Here is a 25,431-nt window from a genome sequence, read left to right as displayed (position 1 = left end):
TTTGATCAGGCCGTCCGCGGCGGCAGCGGTGGCACCTTGCCTTCCTTGGCTTCCTGGCTGAACAATGTCTGCAGCCGGGTGAGATACGCATCCGGCGTGATTTTGTTGAGCCAAACCTGCTCGATGCCCTCGATCAGATAGGAGTTGGTCGCGCCCGGCCAGAACGTCCAGGTGGTGAAACCGTACTGCCCCTTGCTGAAGGCCTCGTGCAGGTTCGCAATGGTCTTCTCGAACAGGGGATAGCCGATACCGCTCAGCATCTCCGGCGGCAGATCCTTCACCGGCAGGGCCCATTTGCCGGGCCAGTCGCGGTTCATCGCCTCGTAGAACTTGCGGGTCAGCATGAACTCGAACACGGCGGCGGCGCCTTCCGCGTTCTGTGAGGTCTTTGCGATCGACAGCGTCGCGCCGCAGGCGAGATGCACCAGCGGCCCCGAGACAGCCGAGCCGAGGCTCGGCGTGGGCGCTACGTCCATCACCGTATCGGGCTTTGACATGCCGTAGGATTTGGTGCCGAACGACCAGGTGCCGCTGAGCGCCATCGCCGCCTTGCCGTTCACGACCTGGAGAAAACTCTGCTCGATTGTCAGCGAGAAGTAGTTCTTGCCGAAATAGCCCTTGTTGTACCAGGCCTTCGAGAGCTCGACCGCCTCGACGAAGGGCGGGGCAGTCCAGGGCAGTTCTCCCGACAGCGCCTTGCGGACATTGTCGGGGCCGGCGACGTTGTTGAAGAACACCGTCATCAGCCACTCGTTGACGCCCTTCCAGTCGGCATTGCCGGCGCCGAAGGGGATGATGCCCTTGGCGATCGCGGCATCGGCGATTTGCTCCATCTCCTGCCGGTTGGACGGCAGCTTCCAGCCGTTCTGCTTGAACAGCTCCTTGTTGTAGAACAGGTGCATCGACTCGTAGTCGCGCGGCAGCGCATAGAGCTTGCCGCCATAGACGCTGGTATTGAGCAGCGGCGCGAGGAAGCGGTCCTTCCATTTGTACTTCTCGGCGAAATCGTCGAGCGGCAGCACCTGGCCGGCATTGGCGATCGCGGTGAGATAGGCGGGTCCCGCGGTCTGTACGATATCAGGACCATTGCCGGCGACCAGGGCGACCTTCAACAGATTGTTGACCGCCGCGCCCTTCACTTCCATCTGCAGCAGGTATTTGTCCTGCGAGGCGTTGAACGCCTCGACCAGATCGTTGCGCAACGCGGCCTGGCCGTCCGAGTTTGCCTGACCGAACCAGAAGGTGACGACCTTGCGCCCGTCCTCGGCGCGGGCACCGCGCGGCAGATTTGCTGCAAGCGCTGCGGTGGGAATGGCGGCGACAAGCTGGCGTCGGGTCATGGTCATGGCAATGAACCTCAGTTTCCTCGGGCGGGAATAGCGTTTGTTGATTTTCCTTTAGTAATACGTATAACTAAGCGAAATGGCGACGTCAACAACCAGGACCAAGCGGGGGAAGGGGCGCGACAATCAGGCGCCCGGCCGCCCCACGCAGAAGGATATTGCGCTCGCCGCCGGCGTTTCGCAGGCGGCGGTGTCGCTCGTCCTCAACAAGGCCGAGACACCATCCGTCCCGCCGGCGACGCGCACGCGCATCCTCGAAGTCGCGCAAGAACTTGGCTATCGGCCGAACCATCCGGCGCGGATGCTGCGCAGTGCGCGCACCATGACCTTTGCCTGCGTCATCCCCGACATTACGAACCCGTTCTATCCCGGCCTCGTGCGTGGCTTGCAGACGGTCGCGGCGCCCGCTGGCTATGACGTGCTGATCTTCGACACGGACGGAACGCGCGAGCGTGAGGCGCGCGCGATCGATTGGCTGTTGCAGGGCCGCGCCGACGGCGTCGTCGCGACATTCTTTCATCTGCGCGTGCCGCAGCTTGCAGTGCTCGCTCGCAAAGGCATTCCGCTCGTGCGGCTGGAAAGCCAGCACAAGCCGGACGGGCCGCTCGCGATCGACAGCGTCTATATCGACAATTCGGAGGCCGCCGCCGAGATGACTCGGCTGCTGATCGCGCGTGGGCATCGGCGCATCGCCATGATCCAGGCCGAGTTCGGCCCGAGCAATCGCCGCGCGCAAGGCTATGGCGCGGTGATGCGCGAGGCTGGGTTATCACCCGACTTCATCACTGACAGTGCGTATTCGGAAGAATCCGGTGCGCGAGCGATGACGCGGCTGCTCGAGCGCAAGGGTGATCGCCCGACCGCCGTGTTCGGCGCGAGCGACGTGTTGGCGCTCGGCGCGATGGAAGCGGCGCGCAACGCCGGGCTCTCGATTCCCGACGACATCGCGATTGCTGGCTTCGACGACATCCCGGTCGCGAAGTTGCTCGGCCTCACCACGGTGCGCCAGCCGGAGTTCGACCTCGGCGCGCTGGCGGCGGAGACGCTGGTGAGGCGGTTGCAGCCGGGCGGGCTTAGGGCACCCGGCAAGAGCCATGAGCTGAAATTCGAGATCGTGAAACGCTCGTCGGTCTGACTGGGCGACGGAAATTGAACGTGGGAGTGAACAAGTGACGGCAATTCCTCATGACTACGCGGAGCGCGTCTATGCCGGCGTACTCGGCAAGCTCATCGGCGTCTATCTCGGCCGGCCTTTCGAGGGCTGGACCTATGAGCGCATCATGAAGGAACTCGGGCCGATCAATTATTACGTCAACGAGCGCCGCGACGTCGCGCTGCGCTCGCATCATCTCGTCGTCACCGATGACGACGTCTCCGGCACGTTTGCGTTTCCGCGCGCGCTTGCCGACAACGGCTACCCAAAGCGCCTGACCGCCAAGCAGGTCGGCCAGGCCTGGTTGAACTATATTGTCGAGGAGCGCGCCGTGCTGTGGTGGGGCGGCGTCGGCAATTCCACCGAGCACACCGCCTATCTGCGCCTGAAGTCCGGCATCCCGGCGCCGCAGAGCGGTTCGATCGAGCTGAACGGCGCCACTGTGGCCGAGCAGATCGGCGCGCAGATCTTCATCGATGGCTGGGCCATGGTGAGCCCCGGCGATCCCGAGCAGGCTGCTTATCTCGCCGACCAGGCCGGGCGCGTCAGCCATGATGGCGAATCCGTGCATGCCGCAAAGCTGCTGGCAGCGATGGAGGCGCAGGCCTTCGTCGAGCGCGATGTGCAGAAGCTGATCGACATCGGTCTTTCCGTCGTCCCGGAGGACGCGCTGATCCGCCGCGTCGTCAACGACGTCCGCGACTGGCACGCCGGCGACAACAGCAACGATTGGGAGCGCACTCGCGCTCTGATTGCCGAGCGTTACGGCTACGACAAGTTCCTCGGCAATTGCCATGTCGTACCGAACCACGCGCTGATCATCCTCGCGACGCTGTACGGCGAGAACAGCTTTCAGGAGGCGATGCGGATCGCTAACACGGCGGGCTGGGACACCGATTGCAATGCCGGCAATGTCGGTTGCCTTTTTGGCATCCGAACTGGCCTTGCCGGCCTCGACGCTGGACCGGATTTCCGCTCGCCGATTGCCGATCGCATGTACATCTCGACCGCCGACGGCGGCGCCGCGATCACCGACGCCGTGATCGAGACGCAGTCGCTGGTCGCAGCGGGGCTCGCGCTGGCGGGCGCGCCGGCACTCGCGGTGGCCAAGAACGGCGCGCGCTTCAACTTCAATTTCCCGGGCAGCCTGCAGGGCTTCAACGTCAAGGGCGGGTCGCCAGCGCGGCTGCACGAGGTCAAGCTGAGCAATGTGGCTGGCCACAGCCGCACCGGTGAGCGCAGCCTCGCGATCGACTGCCGCCGCCTCGCGCCCGGCCGTGTCGCGCGTATCGCCAGCCCAACCTTCTTCGACAAGGAGGTGTTTACGATGCCAACCTATCAATTGGTGTCGTGCCCGACGCTGCATTCGGGCCAGCGCGTCGAGTGCCGGTTGGAATCAGAGACCGACAGCGGCACGATGAGCGCACGCCTCTTCGCCAGCGTCTATGACGAGCGCGACGAGCTGGTTCAGATCTATGGCGATGCGCAGGAGTTAAAGGGCGGTTGCGAGGCCGTGCTGAGCTGGCAGGTACCGGAGACGCACGCCTATCCGATCTTCGAGATCGGCGTCGAGATCGAGACATCAGATCCGCTCGGTGTCGATGGCAGGCTGTATCTGGATTACCTGACCTGGGGTGGAGCGCCCGACACCGTGCTGAAGCGGCCGGACAACAATCTCAGCACGATGTGGAAGTACGCCTGGGTCAACAATGTCAGCCAGTTCCAGACCCGCTGGGAAGGCCTGCGCGTCACCAATGGCGACGGTCTTGGCTTCATCGCGCAGGGCTCACGCGACTGGAAGGACTATCAAGTCAGGTCGGAAATCACACCGCTGTTGGCCAATGCCTGGGGCCTCGCCGCGCGCGTGCAGGGGCGCGAGCGCTATTACGCGCTGATGTTCGATCGTATCGAGGGTGGGCGGGTGCGCCTTGTCAAGCGCGTGCATGACGAGGTCGTGCTCGCCGGCGAACGCTTCACCTGGGAGTTTGATCGCAAATACGAGGTCGAGCTGCGTGTGATCGGCAGCGCGATCGAAGCCCATGTCGACGGCAAAAGGCTGTTCAGCGTTCAGGACACCAGCGAGCTGCCACTGACGGGGGGAGCGGTCGCGCTTGTCGTCGAGAGCGGCTCTATCTCAACTGAACAGGTGCACGTTTCCCCAGTGCTGAATAGGGATTTTAGATAGAACAACGCTAGCGCTCGGAATTGTCATCCCGACGGCACTATAGTTGCGGAATTGGCCTGTTCTCCGCTCGGGCAAACAGTCCGCCGTCGGGTTCGATACTGTCAGAGCTTTCGCGCAACGAGAAACAATCGTAGCATGTCGTGAAGCCTAGATCGATCGAGGATCTGACGGATGACGGCTAAAATCGATCTCTTGACATTGGAATTATTCGTAGCGATCGCCGAGGAGCAGAGCATTGCGAAGGCGGCGGAGAAGAAGAATATCGTTGCGTCCGCTGTCAGCCGGCGCATCTCGGATGTCGAAGACCGTTTCCAAGTCGAACTACTGCATCGCCATTCGAAAGGCATTGAGCCGACGCCGGCGGGATTTGCCCTGCTCGAGCATGCGCGCATCATCCTGGGAAACCTGAGCAGGCTGGAGAGCGAATTGACGGGATACCGGCAGGGCAAGCGCGGGCTGATCCGGGTCTGTGCCAATAAGTCCGCGATCCTCGAAGCCCTCGCCGACGAGCTCAGCCTATTCCTGGAGCGGCATCCGCTGGTGCACATCGATATCGAGGAGGATCTCAGCCCCGCGATCGTGCGTGCCGTGGTGGAGAACCGGGCCGACATTGGCATCTTCGGCGGCAACATCGACGCACAGGATCTGGAGCTGCTGCCCTATCGCAGCGACAACCTGGTCGCACTGGTCACGCGCGACCATCCACTGGCGGGCCGGAGCAGGGTGCGCTTCCGCGAACTGGTCGATTTCGACTTCGTCAGCCTGGAGAAGGGCAGCTCGATCGAGACGCTATGTGTCAGGGCCGCTGCGGCTCTCGGGCAGCATCTCAAGGTGCGCATCCGCGTCAGCAGTTTCGATGCGCTGTTTCGCGTCGTAGATGCAAGGATGGGAGTCGGCATCGTTCCGCTGGAGATCGTCCGCGATCGCTACGGCATCGACAGCCTCGCCACCGTCCCCCTCGAAGAGTCCTGGGCGCGGCGCGAGCTGGTCATGGGCGTGCGCGACTACAAATCGCTGCCTCCGGTGACGAAGCTCCTGGTGGAGCATTTGCGATCTCCTGACCAGGCGCGTCTCGCCACGGGCAGCGTCTCCGACCGGCTGACGGTCGTCCGCAGCAGGGGCTGAGATCGTCCGTGCAGACGGCCTGCCATCGCCGGCCGCGATGGCAGGCTGCCCAACCGGCACTGCACATTTTCGCGACGGCCTTCTATCCTGCTTCCCAACAGCGCAGCCGCTTGGCAAGATCGGCAGCAATACGGCACTTCAGATGCCGAAAAGGGGAGGACGGATCGTGGACACGCGTGGCCGCACGCTGCTGGCCAAAATCTGGGACCAGCAAGTCATCGCCCATATCAGCGATGATACCGATCTGCTCCATGTGGATCGCCATCTGCTGCATGACCTCGGCGGCTCCCGCGGCCTGCTCGACCTCAAAAGCCGCAATATTCCGGTCCACAATCCCGAGCTGACCTTTGCGACGCCCGATCATGCGATTTCGACGGCCGCGGGGCGCGCCGGCACGATCAAGACCGGGTGGGAGCTGCTGGCGGCGTTGCGCACCGAGACGTCGGCCAGCAACATCCAGCTGTTCGACATCGACCAGCCGGGGCAGGGCATCGTCCATGTCATCGGGCCGGAGCTCGGCCTCAGCCTGCCCGGCTGCCTGATCGTCTGCGGCGATAGCCACACCTGCACCCATGGCGGCTTAGGGGCGCTCGCCTTCGGCATCGGCTCCAGCGAGCTCGCGCATGTGCTGGCGACCCAGACCATCATCCAGCGCCGCCCTAAAACCATGCGCGTGACGTTCGACGGCAAGCTGCCATTCGGCGTGACGGCGAAGGATCTCATCCTGGCCTTGATCGGCCATGTCGGCGCCGCCGGCGGCACCGGCTATGCGGTCGAATATGCCGGTAGCGCAATCAGGAACATGCCGATCGAGGGCCGGCTCACCATCTGCAATCTCTCGGTTGAGCTCGGCGCCAAGATGGGGCTGATAGCGCCCGACGAGACGACGTTCGCCTATGTCCGCGGGCGTCCCTATGCGCCGCAAGGCGAGATGTGGGATCGCGCCGTCGCGGCATGGCGGACGCTGCGGAGCGACAGCGACGCCGTGTTCGATCGCGCGGTGTCGATCGATGTCAGCACCATCATCCCGCAGATCACCTGGGGCACCAGTCCGGAGCATGTCCTCGGTGTCGATGGCCGCGTGCCCGATCCCGCTGATATTGCCGACCCGGCACGCCGCGGCGCCATCGAGATCGCGCTCGACTATATGGGCCTGAAGCCGGGCGCACCGATCGCCGGCACGCCGGTAGACTGGGTTTTCATCGGCTCCTGCACCAACAGCCGTCTCAGCGATCTCAGAGCCGCGGCCGAGGTCGCGCGCGGCCGCAAGGTCGCCCCTGGCGTGCGGGCCTGGGTCGTGCCGGGCTCGGAAACCGTCAAGCGCGATGCGGTGGCCGAGGGGCTCGACAGGGTCTTCATCGACGCAGGTTTCGAATGGCGCGAGCCGGGTTGCTCAATGTGCCTTGCTGCGAACGGCGAAACCGTGCCGCCCGGCCAGCGCTCGGTGTCGACGTCGAATCGCAATTTCATCGGCCGGCAAGGGCCGCGCGCCCGTACCCATCTGGCGAGCCCGGCCATGGCCGCGGCGGCGGCGGTGTCCGGCGCCATCGCCGATGTTCGAACCATGGAGCGCTAGATGGCGCAAGCCTTCACCAAGCTGACCGCAACCGCCGCGCCGATCATGCGCACCAATGTCGACACCGATGTCATCATCAGCATCAACCGCATGATCGGAAATTCCGTCCGTGGCAGTCTGGGCAAATGGGCGTTCGGGTCCCTTCGCTATCTGCCTGATGGCGCGGAAAATCCGGAGTTTATCCTCAATCGTGAGCCTTATCGCCAGGCGGAAATCCTGGTGACGGGTCCGAATTTTGGCTGCGGCTCTTCGCGTGAGGCGGCGGTGTGGGCGCTGCAGGAGATGGGCATCCGCGCCATCATCGGGTCCGGCTTCGGCGACATCTTCTTCGCCAATTGCTTCCAGAACGGCATCCTGCCGGTGGTGCTGGACAAGGCCGTCATCGACAGCCTCGCCGCAGAGATCGAAGCGAGCCAGGGCGCCGGCCGCCTCTCGGTCGATCTCGAGGCACAGACGGTCACTTCGCCTTCGGGCGTGCGGCATGTCTTCGAGATAGATCCGCGCCGCCGCGCGGGCCTGCTCGAAGGCCTGGATGAGATTTCGCTGACCTTGCGGCGGGACCACGAGATCCGCGCCTTCCAGGCAGCCGACCGCAACGCGCGGCCGTGGATCCACTTTGCAGGGTAACAGGCAAGATAATCGTCAGGATACATTGGGCATGAACACGCTTTCGAATATGATCAAGGTCGCCGTCGTGGGCGGCGAAGGCATCGGTCCTGAAGTGACCGACCAGTCCCATCGCATTCTCAAATGGTTCTCGGCCCGGCGCGGCCTTCCCGTGACGCTGCGTGAAGCGCAATACGGGCTCAGCCCTTATTTGGCGACAGGCAAGGTGCTGCCTGATGACACCGTTGAAGCAATGGAGGAGGCCGACGCGATACTCTGGGGCGCGACCGGTGGCCCGGAGACTACAGAAGTGCCGCCCGCGGCGCGCAAAGCGGGCAGCCTGCTGTCGCTGCGCAGCAAGTATGATCTCTACGCCAATCTCCGGCCAATCGTCGCCAATCCGGCACTGGCGGACTCAGCGCCACTCAAGGCCTCGGTGCTGAAGGATGTCGACTTCATCATCATCCGCGAGCTCACCAGCGGCATCTATTTCGGCGAGCCGCGCGGCATCGAAACGCTGCCCGGCGGCCAGCGCCGCGGCTTCAACACCCAGCAATATACCACCAGCCAGATCCGCCGGGTGGCGCGAACCGCATTCGAACTGGCGCGGACGCGCAAGGGGCGGGTCTGCTCGGTCGACAAGGCCAATGTGCTGGAAACCAGCGTGCTATGGCGCGAGGAGGTCATCGGGCTGCATCAAGCCGAATTCTCCGACGTGGAGCTGACGCATCTCTATGTCGACAACGCGGCGATGCAGATCGTGCGGGCGCCGTCGCAATTCGACGTTATGGTGACCTGCAACATCTTCGGCGACATTCTGTCCGATTGCGCGGCGATGGCGTCGGGCTCACTCGGCATGCTGCCGTCGGTCTCGCTTGGGCCGCCGGACCGGCTGGGCCGCCGCAAGGCGCTCTATGAGCCGGTCCATGGCAGTGCACCTGACATAGCGGGCAAGGGCATCGCCAACCCGCTCGGCTCGATCCTCAGCGTCGCGATGATGTTGCGCATCACCCTCAATCGGCCTGATGATGCGATTCTGCTGGAGAGGGCCGTGGATACGGCCCTTTCCGCCGGCGCAAGAACGGCCGATATCGCCGAACCCGGCGCAAAAAGACTTTCGACCCAGGAGATGGGCGATGCAGTGCTGAACGCGCTGGACAAGGTCGCCGGCAAGGAGAGGGAGCCCGCATGATGAGGACGCAGGTCACAAGACGATCGGCGCTTACGATTGTCGCTGGTGCCGGTGCATCAATGGCTGCCGGGCGGGCTGGGGCGGACACCCCGTCGGGCCGGGTGATCTATCCGGTGGCCATTCCGGTCTATCAGTCCCAGTTCGTCGCCGACCGTGCCGGGTTCTTCAAGGACGCAGGTCTCGATTGCAAGCTGATCCAGGGCGGCAGCGGCGTGAAGACGCGCGAGATCATCGCCTCGTCCCAGGGCGATATCGGCATCGGCGACATCACCCACCCGATGCAGCTCAGCAATCACGGCCGCAGTGCGCGCGTCCTGATGCCGGTCGATACCCGCAGCAATGCAGCGATCTTCATTATTCGCAAGGATCTGATGGATCAGGGCATCACCACGCTGGAGGCATTCGCAAACTGGAAACGGCCCGACGGACGCAAGCCGATCGTTGCGGTGTCCTCGCTTGGAGGCACCAATCATGTCTGGGCGTCCTACTACATGGAAACCATGGGACTCGAGGACAAGGTGACCTGGATCGGCACCGGCAATGTCGACACCATGATGGGTTCGTTGAAAACGAAGCAGGTCGATGTCCTCATCAACTCGCCATCGATCCTGAAGGATTCGATCGAGCAGGGCTGGGGCGCGCTGTTGTTCGATGGAACGGATGAGGCGGTCTGGACCAAATATATCGGCGGCAAGGTCCCGGTGACGTCTCACTTCTCGCTGCAATCGACCATCGAAAAGGATCCGCAGAAGATGCAGGCCTTCGTCACGGCGCTGTGGCGGGCCACCCAATGGATCAAGGGGCACTCCCCCGAAGAGATCTATGATGCGATCGAGCCCTATGTTGGCAGTACGTCGCGCGAAGCGAATATTTTCGACATCGGAATCATGAAGAAGATCACCGACTACGACGGCATCATCGATGCGGAGAGCTTCGCGCGCGGGCAGAAGGTCTGGTTTCGTGAAATGACCGGCATCAAGCCGCTCGCGATGGCCGATGTCGTCAATACCAGCTTCATCGAAGCGGCACGCAAGGCCTATCCGGTTTGAGCGTGGAGGCCTTACACACGCGGCTTGTCGATGCGCCACCGGATGTGCGGCGCATTGACGTGCGCGGATTGTGCAAGATCTTCCAACTGGCGGGCGCGGCCATCGAAGCGGTGCGGGACGTCTCCTTCAGTGTTCGACGCGGCGAATTCATTGCCCTGTTGGGGCCGTCCGGCTCGGGCAAGAGTACCGTCCTCAATATGATCGCGACGCTGATCAAGCCGACCAGCGGCGAGATCCTGATTGATGGAAAGCCGGTCATTCCCGGACAAGCGACGCCGAATGTCGGTTATGTCTTTCAGCGCGACACCCTGTTTCCCTGGCGTACCGTCGCCGACAATATCGGCTATGGCCTGGAGTTGGCTGGTGTCCCGGTGGCGGAGCGGAAGGAGCGCGTCCGCACCTGTCTGATGCAGGCCGGACTGCAGGATTTCGGCAATGCCTATCCGTCGGCCTTGTCGGGCGGCATGCGTCAGCGCGCAGCCTTGATGCGAACGCTGGTCGTCGAGCCGCAAGTCCTGTTGATGGACGAGCCGTTCGGCGCGCTCGACACTCATACCAAAATCGACATGCACGATGTGCTGCTGCGCATCTGGGAGCGCGAGAAGCAGACCGTGCTGTTCGTGACTCACGATCTCGGCGAGGCCCTGACGCTGGCAGACCGCATCATCCTGTTTTCGGCGCGGCCTGGCCGCATTAAGGAGACTTTCGAAGTAGACTTTGCCCGCCCGCGCAATGCCGTGAAGATCCGGGAGACGCCGCGCTATGCCGAGCTGTTCCAGCTGATCTGGCACTCGCTCGGCGAGGAATTCATCAAGGGGCGCAAGCCATGAGGCGCGCACGCCGCCCGGGAAGAACGTTCGCCTGGCAGGCGCTGATCTGCGTCTGCCTCCTCTCGATCTGGCAGTGGGGCTACGATCTGCACGGTCGCCTTCCATGGCTGGTGCCGGATCTGCTCGATCCCTATTTCGTGTCCAAGCCATCCGACATCTTCGAGCGCTTCCTGATCTTGAGCTGTCTCAAGTCCAAGCTCGGCGTGTTCAACGGGTGGTTCAATGGCGAATTCACCCGATGCATGGCGCGATCCGAGAACAATCTCTGGATCGCGACCGCCGTCACGCTGAAAAACACATTCTTCGGCTTCGTGACCGGCGTTGTCAGCGGTTTTGCCGCGGGTCTCGTGCTCGGCCGCTCGGATCGCCTTAGCGCGATCTTCCAGCCGTTCATCACGGCGGTCAACTCGATCCCGCGCATCGCGCTGGCGCCGATCATCGTGCTGGCCTTCGGCATCGGCGATACCTCAAAGATCGTCACGTCGTGGATCGTGGTCGTCTTCCTTGTGTTCTTCAATACGTTCGAGGGCGCCCGCTCGATCGACGAGGGTTTTGTCAATGCTGCGCAGCTGCTCGGCGCGAGCGAGTGGCAGATCACCCGTACCGTGGTCATTCCCTCGACCATGGCCTGGGTCTTCGCCTCGTTGACGCCCGCTATCTCCTTCGCCTTGATCGGGGTGATCGTCGGCGAGTTCATCGGCGCGGAGCGAGGGATCGGGCGCCTCATCATCGAATCCGAGGCGCGGGCGGAGGCGTCCGGCATGATGGTCGCCGTGATCGTACTGATGCTGGTCGGCGTTGCGCTCTCGGCACTGATCTGGCGATTGCAGGCCTATTTGCTACGCTGGCAGCAGCACAATGTCGCCGAATAAGCGTGTAGTCAGAAACGCTCGTCCTCGGCGCGCATATTGTCTGCTTTACCCCTCGATAGAGACGCAATATCCGACATCCTGGAGCGCCGCTGAGGGATCGATTTGGCTTCGAGGAGCCAGATCGAGATTTTCGGTCTCCATCACAAGCGGATCTTAGTTGTTGTTGTTGAGGACATAGCTTTTCAATCGCTCCTGGCGTTGCGCGGTAGTGGCGCAGCACCTTCTGGGAGGGATATGCGCGCGCAGATCGGTCGGCAGCGCAGGGAAATCCTCCAGCTTCAGCGCGCTGGCGTAGGGACCGCGCCGGAGGAGGCTTTTGTCCCGAATGTAGGCGAAGGCGGATCAGCTCATCACCCAGCGAGAGGAGATGAATAAGGCTGAGCCTCAAGAAGCCAAGACGCGCCCTTGGGAGGACGGAAGTGGTAGCCGACGGTCGTGGATGCCTCAAGCGGTAGCGTCACGCTCTTTGGCATACTCTCGATACGCGACGTTCCAAGCGCCCCGGGGACACGGGAGCATCGTTGGTGAGACCGAGAAGATCCCGGGGCGCTGGTCGATCAAGGCAACGGTGCGCCATCCCAGTGAGCGTGAGGGGCCTAAACGGTCATGCTGTTGGCAGCGCTTACGAAAAGGTCGATTTGCGGCACGATTTCAGAGCGCGTCAGTTCTGAAATACGGTCGGCCGAAGGCAATTGGGATCGCGTACCTGACTTAGAGATGATCGCGACTCTCAGATGAGATGCGAGCTTCGGGCGAGGTGCGACCCATGCTTCGGCGCCGGTTTACGCCCACGGCGTAGCGGCGACGTTGATGTGGCGATACATTGCTGCGGGGTATGCCGAAGGAGGCACCATGTTGGGAGGCAAATGGGCAGCGGCGATGGTCGCGGCAGGCCTGATGATCCTCGCGGCTTCGGGCGCACAAGCGGATTCACCCCACATCGCCAAAATCCAGGCGGCCTTGGACGCATGGCTGGCCGACCGCAGCTCGGCTGAGAAAGTGACGGGAGTTGCCGCCTACGTCAGCTTCGGGGACACTGGCCCGGCTATCGAGGCGTTCGCCGGAAAAATCGGCAGCGGTCCACAGGATGCTCCGGTCCGGCAGGGCACGCTGTTCCAGATGGGCAGCACGTCGAAGTCCTTCACGGCGGCTTTGATCCTGAAGCTCGAGGCTGCGGGCAAGCTGTCCATCGACGACGCGCTTGGCAAATGGCTTCCGCAATATCCGGCGTGGAAGGATGTGACGATCCAGCGTCTCCTCAACATGACGAGCGGCATCCCGAACTACTCCGAGACCGAAGCCATGTCCCGCATATGGATCAACGATCCCACGCGCGAGCTGAGTGCCGAAAACCTAATAGACATCGCCTATCCTACCGGAAGCGGCGACCTGCCCAAGAGCAAAGGCTACCATTATTCGAACACCAACTACATCCTCGCCGGCATGATCGCGGCAAAGGCAGCCGGCCAGTCCTATCGTGATCTGGTGCACCACATGATTGTCGAAGCGTTCGGGTTGCACAGCACGTTCTACGAAAACGGGGCATATCCGGACCCGGTGACCGATCGTCTGGCGCACGGCTATTTCGACAACCCTGCCTGCGCCGATTATCAACCCAAATGCACCCAGTCCTGGAATCACTCGCTGATGGGTGGTGACGTTCGCGGGATGAGCACCTCATGGGCTCAGGCGGCAGGTGGCGCGATCGCCGACGCGCGCGATGTGGACCGCTGGATGCGCGCTGTGCTCAAAGGACGCGTGGTGCCGCCGAAGCAGCAGGCGGAATGGATGGCACTCGTGTCGATCAAGACGGGTGAGCCGATCGCGGACGTAACGGCAGACGATACGCGCGGATTCTCGCTCGGTCTCGGCAAGGCTGTTCTTGGATCGTTTGGCGCACACTGGTTTTATCAGGGCGAGACGCTCGGCTACCGAACGCTCTATGTGTGGTTCGAAAAGGAAGACCTGATGATTACGCTCCAGACGAACTCGCAGCCGGCGGCCGAAGCGGACAAGCTCCACGACCTCGTGGGTGTCATCTATGACATCTTGCGGGGTGACGCGAAATAGGCGTCGGCGAACAGGGTTCTTCCGGCTATCAGGCCGCAAGAGCGGCGATCGTGCACGTCATTTCGGGCTCTCTCGCCGCACACGGAGGTTCGAATCGAAGAACTGCAACGCTGCGTTGCCGATGTATTCGTGCAGCTTGACCCGGTCCACGCCGGGAGCATCGTTGCAGGCTTCGGGAAAGTTATCGCGTCCGATCTGGTCGCACTCATTGCCGAAGATCTCATGGCTGACCGGACCGGGCAGCACGTCCAACTGAGCATGCGGGATGTATTTCGCCGCAAAGGCTGCGTTTTCATCGGATGGTGTTGTAGTGTCGCCGGCTCCGACGATGAGATAGGTCGGGATCGCCATTTGCCGTAGCCCGGCCTCGTCCATGCCGAACCCCCGGATATCGCCCGGAGCCATCGCAAAGGCCGCCAGGACCCGATCGTCGCGCAGGTCGCGGGCGGGTTCGGCATCAAGCTTCATCTGCTCGCGGATATAGGCCGGCACCGCCTCATTGTTCTTCCAGATGCGCTGAAACTTCAAGAAAAGTTCCGGATTGACCTTGGCGCCCCCGATCCAGAGCGAAGTGAATCCTCCCTGTGAATGTCCCGCCACGCCGATCTGGCTTGGCTCGACATGCGGTCCCCAGACCTTGTCCTGAAGAAGATGGGAGATATCCAGACTGAGATCGCGCGGGCGCTGCCAGATCCTGCTGCGCACGTAGAGCGCGCTGGAGTCGAAGGTGTTGGCCCGGAAGTGATACAGCATGGCCACGAGATAGCCGTGAGAGGCGAGGTATTCGCCGAACCAGGCATAACCCGAACCGTTGCCGCCCGCCCCGTGCGAGAACATGATAAGTGGACGCCTCACGCCATCGGACACGACGGGCGCGTCCTTGTAAAGGTTCAGATTGGTGGCCAGGAAAATCTTGAAAGGAACGGCTGTTGTAGCTGGGACCGCCGGATAGATCAGCATCAAGTTCAGAGGCCGACCGCCCTCGGACGGATCGACATATTCGAGCTGCGTCACCCCAACGGGATACGGAGCGGTCCGCAGCACGTCCTGGGCCAGCGCAGAACCGGAATAGATCCCGAAACCAACGGTGACGCCAGCGAGCAAACGAGTGAGACCATTTTGGCCCGAGCGGACAGCCCGCATGTCTTGCTCCTTTGAATGTCTTGCCCTTCGATTGACGGTACATGGTTAGACCAATCGGGCGAAGGGCTAAACCCGTCGCCATTCCGACAAAGAGAAACTCTGTAGCGATCTCAATCGCCCAAGAAGCTGAGAAATATCAGAATGGCTCTTGATAACATTGCAGAATGTGGCGACTTCCAAGCTGAATACGAGGGTTCGATTCCCTTCACCCGCTCCGCTCGGGGCTCTTCACCCGCTCCAAAGCGTTTTTCCTCTCAAAATCCACTCTGCTGCGGAAAGCGGATCTTGCCTAGGTTAGATCAGGCTCATGGCCAGGCAAAGGATACTTTCAACAAGGCGCGCAAACTGCGCGAGGATGAAATAGGCAATTGCAGGCATGTCCGCAGCACTACACCCCAGCAATCAATTTCAAACGTGCAAATGACAGCTTCGCATCTCATCCACAAAACACATATGCGCGGGCGATAACGTGGCAAGTGACCTCGTTGGCTGATGAAAATCTCGCCGCGGCAAGTCCGGATTGTAGGCGGATTATCGCGGAAATAAAACCACCCGCAAAGCTACGAGCTAAGGAAACTTTTCTCAGCTTGATCGCCGTCACGAACGCAGGGCGTCGACCGCGTGCGCGACGCTCACTGCAATGAAAAGAGCTCCAATCCAGACAAGCACGTCTCGCCTCCTCGCTGGGGAAATGAACGCGCGGACGAATGCACAGCCAAAGATACCGGAGCAATGGCGACACCCTGATCCTCGCGCACGATGGGCGCGTTCCATCGCTGGACGCCTTTCGGTTAGACCAACAAAGGCGTCGTCAAAGTGTCGCATCGGGTGGGCTAGGATAAGCGGGTTGAGGCGTTATCGTTTGGCACCGTCAGGTAGATGACATTTTGAGCCGGCAAATTGCGGCTATTGGGGGGACAATGTCGAAGGTATTTGGAGAGGGAATTTATAGCGCCTACCGCCAGAATGGGATTCTGCATGTCAGGGCGACGGGCCTGAAGCCGACCGCGCAGACGCGTGTGACGATCGAAGAGTTGCCGTTTCTGATCTTTCCGCCCCAGTTGGGCCTGTTCTTCGAAACTGACGGGATCACAAACCCGATTGTTCTTCCGTTCGACGTGGAAAAGGCGTTCCCGAATTACCCGTCCTCCACGAAGGTCGTCAGTATCGTCGACAAAAACGGCGTCCATGCGATCGATATCGTCGAGCAACCGGCCACGGTTCCGAGCCTCTTGGTCTCTGATCCCGCCGCCGCCGAGTTCGTGGTGTATCAGCAGATCGGCACGGATCACTATCTGATCGCCAAATCGGAAGATCTCGTCCTGGCTATTTATCACAAGGTGTTCGGGCCGGACACTTACGCCAGTTGCCAGGCGTATGTCGCCGCACATGCGAGACCGATCATTCCATCGGTCGAGGTCGTCCCCGGCACGTTCGCGGCCTGGATCAACAGGCAGCCTGGCATCGACCAAGGACCGAAGTTCATCGCAACAGTCGAGGCGATCGTCGAGATCGACTGGAACGTCACGTTGATCTCTGCCGTTCCTCAAGGCTTCAATCCGTTGATCAAGCTCTTGAGATTTGAGGTGCAGCTTCCAGTCGGCTCCCGTCACAGCACTGCTCTGGTCCGACGGACGTTCCGCTACGAAGAAGCGCCGCCTCAGCATCCCTATAACGATGCCATGATCGAGAATGGGCCCGGTTCGATAACGATGCCTGTCAGGGAAGTGGTCTGACGCTACGCGGCGGCAACTGAGCAGGATCGACGAAGCAAGGAACAGCGGGCTTGCACCTATATGATGGCAGCGCGATGGGCCTGTTGAGACCCACTCGCCAGCATGGATGGGCCTTCCGCTGCCGACCCGGCGTTCTCGACGCCACGACTGGCGCCTACCGCCTTGAATGCCTCAAGCGGCATTTGACCGGCGATTGGGGCAGCGTTTGCCGCGAGGATCGGCAGTCTAACGATATCGCCGTCCAAGACGGCGGTCGTGTCCTCTCGGCCTACCCCATCGACCCGGCGAAGCCTTGCCAAGGCTTCGGTGACAATAATCGCTGTACAAAAGGTTGATGATTGTCCACATAACCACCCCCTCGTTAGGTCGTGAGCAGATGCTGGACCCGGTCCGTTTCTGGGCGTTGTCGTCAGGTGAATAAATTGGTTTTCATAGGCCGCTCGTTTGGCTTCGACGTGCTCAGCGAGAAAGGCGTTGAGGCGGCGCGTAGGGTCGTTGTAGATTCTAGAAAAATGAATTTCAAAGCCTTACGAGGTGCTCGTTCAGGCGAAAAACTGGTCGATCGACACAGGTTGGCGCTTTAACATTGGCGGGGAATCAAGCACCGGATAGGGTGGTCAATATTGAAGTTTCTTGCGGGCTGAACATGTCCCAAATTAAAACCTGGACGGAGTAGATCGCAGCGTCAACAAATGCCGCGAAGCCCGGCCAAGTAACCAAGGCTATTCCAAGGAGAATAACCACCATCGATCCGATCGACGCAAATTTAGCAAGGCGGTGCATGATGTTGGAAAGTTGAAGCGGCCGTGTTCAAGTTACTTGGCCAATCGTCCTTTAACGATCGCTTCGTCTTTCTGTTCTACAATTTCTTCGATTTGCGGAAAATTGCGCATTTAAGTGAGCCGAGCGGTTCTCTTGGAGAGAAGAGATGTCAGCGGCAATTGATTTGATAGTGTCATCGTATGTGAAGTTGAACGATCGCAATGCTCTGCAAGATTTGATCGCGCACCGAAGATTGGCGCTGAGCAAGCTCAAGGGGATCGTCGGCTATGACGCGAGCAGCGCTATAGGCGAGCTCGAACAGGAAATTGCAATAGTTGAAACTGGGCTTTCACGCCTCGATCGTCATGTCATTTTGGAACCTGGTAACGAGGCTGGCAGGGAGCACGAGCTGTCGGCCACCGTTGTACCGGCCAAGTTAGATATTGCGACATATTTGCCTGAGAAATTACCGACAACCGACGGTCTATCACCCGAAGGCCTTATAATGCCATCGGAAGACCCCTCGACAACGGGCCTGCAGGTTTCAAGTGAAGAGAGCAAAGAGATAGATCATCTGCTCGGGCTCTTGGCATCACTGCAGCAAAAAGCATAAGTGTGTTCGAGATCGACGTGCAGGCCTGCCCGACCACTGCATGCTTGGCGCTCGCCGGCCTAGATCAGGCGCAAGGGTTTTCCTCTCATCACTGGGGGGCTCGTGCCGATCGTTGTTCGGTGGAATCTCGCCGCGGGTAATCCAAGAACTGCGATGCTGATCCATGAATGCGAGTGGGGTAAGATGCTCGCGCGCGCGGAGTTAGAGTGATCATGCGAATGCGTCAAGCAGAGGTGGGCTCTCTTGCCCATCAAAGCTTGTGACCCTGGCTCCCTATTTGCGCTGACGTGGGAGGCCGGCTCCGATTTCGCTTCGATCAAGAATGAATTGCATCGATTACGTGAGCGATCAAAATCGCTGCGCTCGCGCCAATCACAAAGACGAAAATCCAAGTAATGATCACGTCGATACTCAGATTGAACGCGCCGATCCATGCACAGTCAAAAACGATCGTGCCGCATAACACAGTTTCAGATCTGGCTGCGGATTCGCGGCAACAAGTGCGCTCGGCATCGGTCCTTTCGGCCGAATGCTAAGAGCAGCAGGCCGACAGCACATGTAGCCAGAAGAAGTAAGTAGAGGCCCCGCGAATATCCTCCGACGCTCTGATGGTCGGGGATTAAACGCCGATTTTCGGGTCTCAAACATCTGCTAAGTTTCCCCAACCCAAGAAGAAGCGCTGCTTTCCGGCAGCTTCGCCAAACCAATCGGTTCGAGTCCTGACTTTAAAGTAGCATTGCCGCAACAGTCGCGAGGTTCTTTTCTGAAACAGGATTTTCCGACTCAAACTGCATAGCAAATTCTGGAATCATGCCGATCAACCGGGGCTGGCAGTGCTCATTCGGTAAACAGTCAATTTCCCGGGTGGGGCCGCAGGGCATGGGGTAGGGCCCCGCGGCCTTTTTCATCTTCGGGCAGCGATCGCTTTGACCCTGGTCAACGTTCGCTCGAGCTCTGAGCGGAGACGCAGCTCGTGCGCGATGTCTGTCGGCTTGGTTAGAAAAGCTGTCTTCACGAGAAAGCGGTTCAACACCGCCGCTATTAGAAGATTGTCCGAGTGTTGCGAACGTAGTTCTGTAAGTTGCCGACGCATCTCGATGAGATCGAGCGATTCGTTGTTCGGCTGCATCTTCAAATGAGCTCGAGCGAAGGGCACGAAGCCGCCGCGGCCGAATATGATGGAGCGACGGCTTCGCCACTGGGGACCCGGACAAACGGCAATGTCCGTTGAGCGACTAGCCTAGCGTCTGCAGGCGAGGCCGCAAGCAAGGTCTTGCGTTAAGATTGATGTTGCGACCGCGGGTTAATTCTGGATCCGCAGTCCGGCTCATTCCAAAACCTCATATTCGAATCCATACATTCAGGATCGTTCTCGTAAAGCCACCTTTCCGCAGCATTGACCGTGGCAAATACTTAATATGCCGTGGTCCGCCGACTTTCTTGCTGGTGTTGACGTAAACGAATACGGCTATAGCTCGCGCTCCATCGCCGGCTGCTGCCGGTTCTTAACCTCGATCCAGTGCTTCTGCCGGCCTCCGCGGTACGGCCGATCTCAATGCTTTGAGACCTTCGAGACCCATGCGGCACGCACTCGGAATAGGTCCGGCCCCTCGTCAACGCCTATCGACGTATGGTTCGTCATCACGGATCGGATGACATCTACCGCGGTACGCATGGGCATAGAGAACCCGCTGGTCATCGAGGCTGGCGGGTTTTTGCCTATAAATTTGCAAAAATCGCTTTGCACGTTAGCTCATCACTGTTGCAATCCGAAGTTGGCGTGGGGTGGTATTATGTCGAGTCCGATTGAGTTGATTGCGGGCAGCTATGCCAAGCTCGGGAATCGTCAGTCCCTGGAAAATCGGAGGACATCGCCGACACTTGGCAGTCGACCTGAAAGCCAGAACCGGCTTCGACTGTCGAGCTTCCATTGCTGAGGTCGAGCAGGACATTGCCGTAATAGAAGCGAGCATCCAGACGCTGCCAGGCCCCGATGCGTAGGAGGGGGCATGGCGGAGAACTCGCATGTGCATGTCGAGCGGCGCAACAGCTTGGTAGAAGCAACGCAGAAGGAAATGGCGCGGTTCGAACAACAGGCAACAGAGTTTCGGAAAAAGGATCTCGTAGAGCGCGCCGCGAACTCAGGCTTCCTCTGGCTAACATCAATCTCTATTGAGTGGCGCGTACTGCTTTCACCCAGCCGTCATGGCGCGTTCTTAGCGTGGTCATGCGACGACCTAGACGACCTGACCTGGCGGGGACCTTGCCTCCGCAACCAATCCGCGGGGCGCCGATTATCTCGGCATGCCCTGCATCTGCTTATAGCTGGATTCTTCGTCGTCACTGGCGCTGTTTTTGGCGCTTTTTACACGATTATCGGACCTTGAATTAAGACATAGCCAGTTGGCGGCCTCCCTAGAAAATTACGGATGGTCATCACGACATGAGATTGTCACCCGGCGACAAGAGCCGCACATAGGTGCCGCTCTCGTGCAGCTCAAGCCAGCCTTTTTCGATCGCGTGCGTGATGCCGGCGCCGAACTCTGGGCCCGTTGCCTTGAGCTTCGACAGGAAGGGCGCGTTGATCTTCTCGATGTGAATGCGGCCGTCCTGGACCGCCTCGATGCTCTTTGCGAGCTCGATCAGCTTGCGCGCTGCGGCCGCAGGATCGGAGTAAGAACGCTCGTTCATCAGCTTCACGGATCAGCCCCAGCCGGAATGCCGCCGAGAATAGGCGATTCTCAATTCAGCGGAGCGGCGGAAAAGAAGCCCCGCACGCTGGGGGGCGAGCGGGGCAATAGCTTGGGGGTTGAAAATGGGCTTCTGTGCGCTTGGGGGGCGCGCTTCAATTAGGCCCCTAACTTCCCAGTTCTGTGCGCCCGTAAATGCGGCAGTACTGGCTTTTCCACAGGTTGTCCACAGGTATTTAAACACCAGTGGTCGGGCCTCTTGGAAGCACTCTGACCAATGAAAAAGGCCCGGCGCGAGGGCTTCCGCGCCGGGCAAAGGCTTCTGGGAATGGACCCCGCGCAAGGTGTTGAGCAGGAGCCATCTCGCTAGCAGCAAAATTCGTGCCCACAGGAACTCGCGCCACTCTGACCGGAGTCGGCCGGGCTTGACTTCAGCGGTCGAATCTCGCGGAACTATGGGCGAAAAAAGTGCTTGAGTGTGATCAACATAACACTCAGAGCGTCGACGCAAGTTTAAGTAATTTATGTTCTACTGAAAACGGTCACGGCCGCACCGTGACCGGGCGGCCGTGTGCCGAGCGTCCTTAACCTACCCCAGGCGAAGTGCACGGCCGCCACCTGATACCAACGCCTCAGGTGCGGTGCAAACGCGCGACCGTCGGTTAACAACGATCCCCGGCGTGTGATGCCTTCGTGCAACATTGCCAACCTCGCGTGGGTGCCCGGCGGTCGTGATGGCGAGGCTCAATTCTCGAGATGGCTGCTTTCCTCTGATGCGGATCATCGAAGGGCGGCCGTTCCGGATCCCATCTACAATCCAACAAACCGCCGACCGGTTCACAAGTTGGCGGGTCTGTCATCGGTGGGGACGGGCGTAGCAAATTTGATCCGCTATCGTTCTGCGTCGCATTTTGGACTCGCTGCGACGCATTGGCTGAAGCCCGCTAGCTGTCGCACCTGGCGGGCTTCTGCATATTCATTTTGGGTTTCACTTGGGCGGAGCTGACGATGAGGTGCGAGAAACCTCGGCAGTGGACCGACGCCGAGCAGAAGTTGCTGATTGAGATGGCCACTGAGGGAGCAAGCGCCCTCCAGATTGCGAGCGCGCTGCGAAGATATATCGCCTCGGTCAAGCGGGTTGCGGAAACCTTGGGCATCCAGCTCCGGTGAAGACGCTGGCTGCTGTTCAAGCGGACGGCCTTTTTTCCTTTGGGCGCTGGCGGTAAGCATCGATAGCGCGGTTAGCCAGCATCAGCCTCTTGCTCTCGCCCTTGAGAACCATCTCGTCGACGGTTTTGACAAGGAAGCGGCTGGCTTCTGATGCATTGCCTAGATCACCCGTCTTCTCCAGTTGATTCCACGCAATCTGAACCGTCCGGTTGAAGCATCAGGCATTCCAATCCCACATTCTATGTCAAAGAAACTGCCCGCCTGGGGGGCTTTTGGGCTCCGCCAGCCCGGCGGCGGCGGGCCGGCAGAATTTAACCTTCGGCCGAGTTAGCTGTTCCACTCGGGACAAAGCCGCTGCATAGTTTTCCCATTTTCGGATGCAATTTTCTCAAAGGGCTTTGCCATGCCGAGCGGCGTCGAAGATCTGCAGATACTTCGCCTGATCAGGGCGTTTCAGAAAATAACTAACCAGGACACGCGGCGATCGATCGTATTGCAGGCGGAGGCAGCGCTTGAGCGACAGCAGGCGCAGCAGAATTTGCCCCGGACCGAGCGCTAGCCCGGTTGCCGTTTCTCAATTGCGGGACCTCGGCAGGATGGCTGGCTCGGTGCCCGCCGATCGTGATCCACGCTCTCCGCGAGTGGAAGCTAGTCTGTCCGAAGGGGGATCTCGATCTCGTCTTCCCGAACGGCATGGAAGGTGGAGTCTCACTCCAAACATGCCGGAACGTGGTCTACACCCCGGGCCCGCCTGCCTTATGGTCTCTGGTATAGAGCCGAAGTAGCGCCGGATGAGGAGGACACTCGAAGGCAGGTCAGGCGAACGGCAACGATCTTCGTATTTGTGAGCGCTACAAGGCCTGTGCTGCCGAGTTTCCAGAGCTGACCGTTCTGCAGAATCTACTGCCGCGGCATCCGCCCCATTAGCTCATCCCTTGGCGAAAGCCTGTCACATGTCAACGGGACTTTGCTGATTCCGAATATTGCACCACTATGGTGCGATCGAATCGGAGGAGGAGTATGGCCCTGACGATGCGAACGATCGGCGGACGTGACTACACCATCTATGATGACGGCCAACACGTCGGGCGAATCCATTACGCGCCTGAGAGGTTGCCGCCTCGGTGGGTCTGGAAGCTCCTTCCAACGGGGAACGGGCTGCCCATAACTGGCGCAGCGCTCGGCTTGGAGGGCGCGCAAGCAGACTTGGCGGCGGCTTGGGACGCCTGCAAGAAGCGACCTTGATGGGAAATAGCCCCGACTCTTGTCGCTTGGCGACAATCTCATGTCGCACTGACCAATTGTAAGATTTCCCAATGCCTTTGACTCGAAGGGACTGGGTAGATGATCCCGACATGAAATCATCGAAGCCGGAAGGATTGGACCGAGATCGAGCGACAAAAGCTGGCAGCGATGGCGCGCCGTCGGCTCACGTCGTTGGAAATTGCACAAGCGCTAGACCGGCATGTCGGATCGGTTAGGCGCGCGGCCCGAGAAATGAAGCTGATTCTAAAGAAGTAGCCCGCGCAAAGTAGCGGCCTCAGCTCGCAGGGTTGGGGGCAAGAGCTGGCGCCCACTTACTTCCGGCCCTTTGGGCAACAAACAGCATCGGAAAAACTCGGCAAAAGCATGTTTCCAGCCCGTGATAATAATCTTGATCGGCCGCAGGCGCTAATCTGGGCAGTGCCTGCGGCCGGGTGCCTATACCTCTCCGCACGAGAGGCACGGCGCGCAAGGCTCTAGCATGTCCGTACCGTCCGCCTCAACGGAACGGCGGGGATCTTTGTGGTTCGAAACGCGAGAATCGCGGACTATTCTTCGCGGGACGGGACTGCAGGGACGAGGCGGTCCTGGGCTTGGGAGCCCGCCAGCTAGCTAGCCCCGGCGGTGCTCTCCCTCACTTGGTTCCGAATTAAATACGTTTCCAACTGTGTCCTAACTAACATTGCATTGCGGCAGAGCTGCGGTAGGCTCCTGCTTACCGGGGCTGGCTGCATATTTCACTTAGATCTTTTTACCCGGTCTGATTTTGACCATGCGCGGGCCGCAGTAGGTCCCTCTGCTGCGGCCTTCGCTAGACGTTTTCAGCAAATTGGCTATGGTACAATGACAGAGATTGCCGTTGTGACATTCGCATTTATAAGCGTTGCGATTTTCATCGCCCACATTCTTGACGCTTACAAAATGCGGTAGTTCCTATTGCCGCCCGAACACCGAACAGCTGAAGTTGACATCGGTGTTGGTCGCAGGTGGTACTCGCAGATCAATGCTTGCTACTGAACTGCTGCAATCAAGGTCGACGCAATGACTCCACGGGTCGCGGCCGGCGTGCACACGATGACGTAATTCGAGGTTGCAAACAGCGTGGTGAACGCCAGCGGGCTAGTGCCCGTAGGGGAGCCCTAGAACGCTCGGCATTTGCGCACTGGCTTCGCGAAGAGGGCGAGTGGCGGGACACCATCCAAACCAGATCAACGCGGTGCTACTCAAACGCTGGCAGGACGCCTTTAAGATACGATCGGGGACGCGCCCTCCTGGTATCCATACGGTGCCTCACTTGCCGCATGCTTCGATTAGGAGTCGCGCACTTGCTTTGTGCTCGCCGCTAGCGACGGTGCATGCATGCCTGCACGTATTCTTTGAGGGCGTCGGGATCGCCCTTGCCCGGGTAGAGACCCATTGATCCGGCCTCCTCTTTGCACCGCTCAAGCTTTGCACCTAACTGCGGATGGTTTGCTTCGGCGCACTGACGGCGGAAGGGGCCGGGGGGAAATTGCTTACAATTTTCTGCTTGGGCGCTTGTGCTACCTAGAAGCACGGAGACAACGATCAGTTTTCGGATGACGTCAAAATGGACGTCTTTCGCCATTTCACTTCTCCTTGGCCCGATCTCGACAATGCAGCAATGCTGAGGCATCCGGAGGGCGAGCGCAAGGTCTAGCGGGTAGGCGACCCCTTCGATCCTTAAGACTGAAGGGAGATCTGGCCAGTGATATCCATGTCGCTCTGGCCAGAGAGGCGCCAGGCGGCTAGAGCCCAAGTTTTATGCTGAGGTCGAATACCGCGACTCCGAGGGACTATTGCGAGCCAGTTCGTTCGAGGGGTAGCTGGCAAAATAGCAAGGGACTGGGCGGACTATGGCGACTCGCTTATTCTCTGAAAGCGATTGAGACATCCACCGCATTTTTCATTCAAAAAGTTTTTCTAGCCAATGAAACGAGATTGGACTTCGGACGAGATCGCCCAGCTACGTCAGCTCGCAAAGGATGGAAAATTTGCCAAGCCTATTGCCGCCGCGCTCCATCGAGCGGAGACC

17 protein-coding genes are annotated in these 25,431 nt (G+C 60.1%); 13 read left to right on the top strand and 4 right to left on the bottom strand.

Features of this window, described 5'->3' with window-relative positions; all coding sequences use genetic code 11:
• Nucleotides 1–5: 5 nt before the first annotated feature.
• Nucleotides 6–1,346: an extracellular solute-binding protein gene (locus M2427_RS36160; protein ID WP_280711580.1), complete on the bottom strand. Its 1,341-nt coding sequence runs from the start codon at nt 1,344–1,346 to the stop codon at nt 6–8.
• Between the two features lie 76 nt (nt 1,347–1,422).
• Between M2427_RS36160 and M2427_RS36155 the strand changes: the two genes are divergently transcribed.
• From M2427_RS36155 to M2427_RS36110, 10 genes are all read left to right on the top strand, one after another.
• Nucleotides 1,423–2,478, top strand: coding sequence for a LacI family DNA-binding transcriptional regulator (locus M2427_RS36155; protein ID WP_280711579.1), 1,056 nt, complete (start codon nt 1,423–1,425; stop codon nt 2,476–2,478).
• Between the two features lie 34 nt (nt 2,479–2,512).
• Nucleotides 2,513–4,681, top strand: a complete 2,169-nt coding sequence (locus tag M2427_RS36150) for an ADP-ribosylglycohydrolase family protein (RefSeq protein ID WP_280711578.1) — start codon at nt 2,513–2,515, stop codon at nt 4,679–4,681.
• Between the two features lie 171 nt (nt 4,682–4,852).
• Entirely contained in the window at nt 4,853–5,806 is a 954-nt protein-coding gene (locus tag M2427_RS36145; RefSeq protein WP_280711577.1) for a LysR family transcriptional regulator, read from the top strand.
• Nucleotides 5,807–5,948: 142 nt separating this feature from the next.
• On the top strand, nt 5,949–7,382 hold the full coding sequence (leuC, locus tag M2427_RS36140) for a 3-isopropylmalate dehydratase large subunit (RefSeq protein WP_280711576.1): 1,434 nt from the start codon (nt 5,949–5,951) through the stop codon (nt 7,380–7,382).
• Nucleotides 7,383–8,009 carry a 3-isopropylmalate dehydratase small subunit gene (gene leuD / locus M2427_RS36135; protein WP_280711575.1) on the top strand — a complete coding sequence of 209 codons (627 nt, stop codon included), beginning with the start codon at nt 7,383–7,385 and terminating at the stop codon, nt 8,007–8,009.
• A gap of 31 nt (nt 8,010–8,040) precedes the next feature.
• Nucleotides 8,041–9,180: a 3-isopropylmalate dehydrogenase gene (gene leuB, locus M2427_RS36130; RefSeq protein WP_280711574.1), complete on the top strand. Its 1,140-nt coding sequence runs from the start codon at nt 8,041–8,043 to the stop codon at nt 9,178–9,180.
• Nucleotides 9,177–10,229, top strand: a complete 1,053-nt coding sequence (locus tag M2427_RS36125; protein WP_280711573.1) for an ABC transporter substrate-binding protein — start codon at nt 9,177–9,179, stop codon at nt 10,227–10,229. Before leuB ends, M2427_RS36125 begins: the two co-directional genes overlap by 4 nt.
• A gap of 59 nt (nt 10,230–10,288) precedes the next feature.
• Nucleotides 10,289–11,059 carry an ABC transporter ATP-binding protein gene (locus tag M2427_RS36120; protein ID WP_280711572.1) on the top strand — a complete coding sequence of 257 codons (771 nt, stop codon included), beginning with the start codon at nt 10,289–10,291 and terminating at the stop codon, nt 11,057–11,059.
• Nucleotides 11,056–11,931 carry an ABC transporter permease gene (locus M2427_RS36115; RefSeq protein ID WP_280711571.1) on the top strand — a complete coding sequence of 292 codons (876 nt, stop codon included), beginning with the start codon at nt 11,056–11,058 and terminating at the stop codon, nt 11,929–11,931. Before M2427_RS36120 ends, M2427_RS36115 begins: the two co-directional genes overlap by 4 nt.
• 852 nt (nt 11,932–12,783) lie before the next feature.
• Nucleotides 12,784–14,001, top strand: coding sequence for a serine hydrolase domain-containing protein (locus M2427_RS36110; protein WP_280711570.1), 1,218 nt, complete (start codon nt 12,784–12,786; stop codon nt 13,999–14,001).
• Between the two features lie 57 nt (nt 14,002–14,058).
• On the opposite strand, the gene M2427_RS36105 is transcribed toward M2427_RS36110, so the two are convergent.
• Nucleotides 14,059–15,144, bottom strand: a complete 1,086-nt coding sequence (locus M2427_RS36105) for a hypothetical protein (RefSeq protein WP_280711569.1) — start codon at nt 15,142–15,144, stop codon at nt 14,059–14,061.
• Between the two features lie 887 nt (nt 15,145–16,031).
• Here M2427_RS36105 and M2427_RS36100 point away from each other — a divergent pair.
• From M2427_RS36100 to M2427_RS36085, 3 genes are all read left to right on the top strand, one after another.
• Entirely contained in the window at nt 16,032–16,880 is an 849-nt protein-coding gene (locus tag M2427_RS36100) for a hypothetical protein (RefSeq protein ID WP_280711568.1), read from the top strand.
• 928 nt (nt 16,881–17,808) lie between these two features.
• Complete coding sequence (locus M2427_RS36095) at nt 17,809–18,255, top strand: hypothetical protein (RefSeq protein ID WP_280711567.1); 447 nt, start codon at nt 17,809–17,811, stop codon at nt 18,253–18,255.
• 2,009 nt (nt 18,256–20,264) lie between these two features.
• Nucleotides 20,265–20,642: a hypothetical protein gene (locus M2427_RS36085; protein WP_280711566.1), complete on the top strand. Its 378-nt coding sequence runs from the start codon at nt 20,265–20,267 to the stop codon at nt 20,640–20,642.
• Nucleotides 20,643–20,691: 49 nt separating this feature from the next.
• On the opposite strand, the gene M2427_RS36080 is transcribed toward M2427_RS36085, so the two are convergent.
• Both M2427_RS36080 and M2427_RS36075 read right to left on the bottom strand, forming a co-directional pair.
• The gene (locus M2427_RS36080) at nt 20,692–20,955 is read right to left on the bottom strand and encodes a hypothetical protein (RefSeq protein ID WP_280711565.1); all 264 of its coding nucleotides are present in this window, start codon (nt 20,953–20,955) and stop codon (nt 20,692–20,694) included.
• Between the two features lie 3,765 nt (nt 20,956–24,720).
• Nucleotides 24,721–24,984, bottom strand: coding sequence for a hypothetical protein (locus tag M2427_RS36075; protein WP_280711564.1), 264 nt, complete (start codon nt 24,982–24,984; stop codon nt 24,721–24,723).
• Between the last annotated feature and the right edge of the window lie 447 nt (nt 24,985–25,431).

The organism is Bradyrhizobium sp. BR13661 (assembly GCF_029892425.1).
Classification (GTDB): Bacteria; Pseudomonadota; Alphaproteobacteria; order Rhizobiales; family Xanthobacteraceae; genus Bradyrhizobium.
The sequence above is the reverse complement of the archived record's forward strand: the minus strand, read 5'-3'. Positions and strand labels throughout refer to the sequence as shown.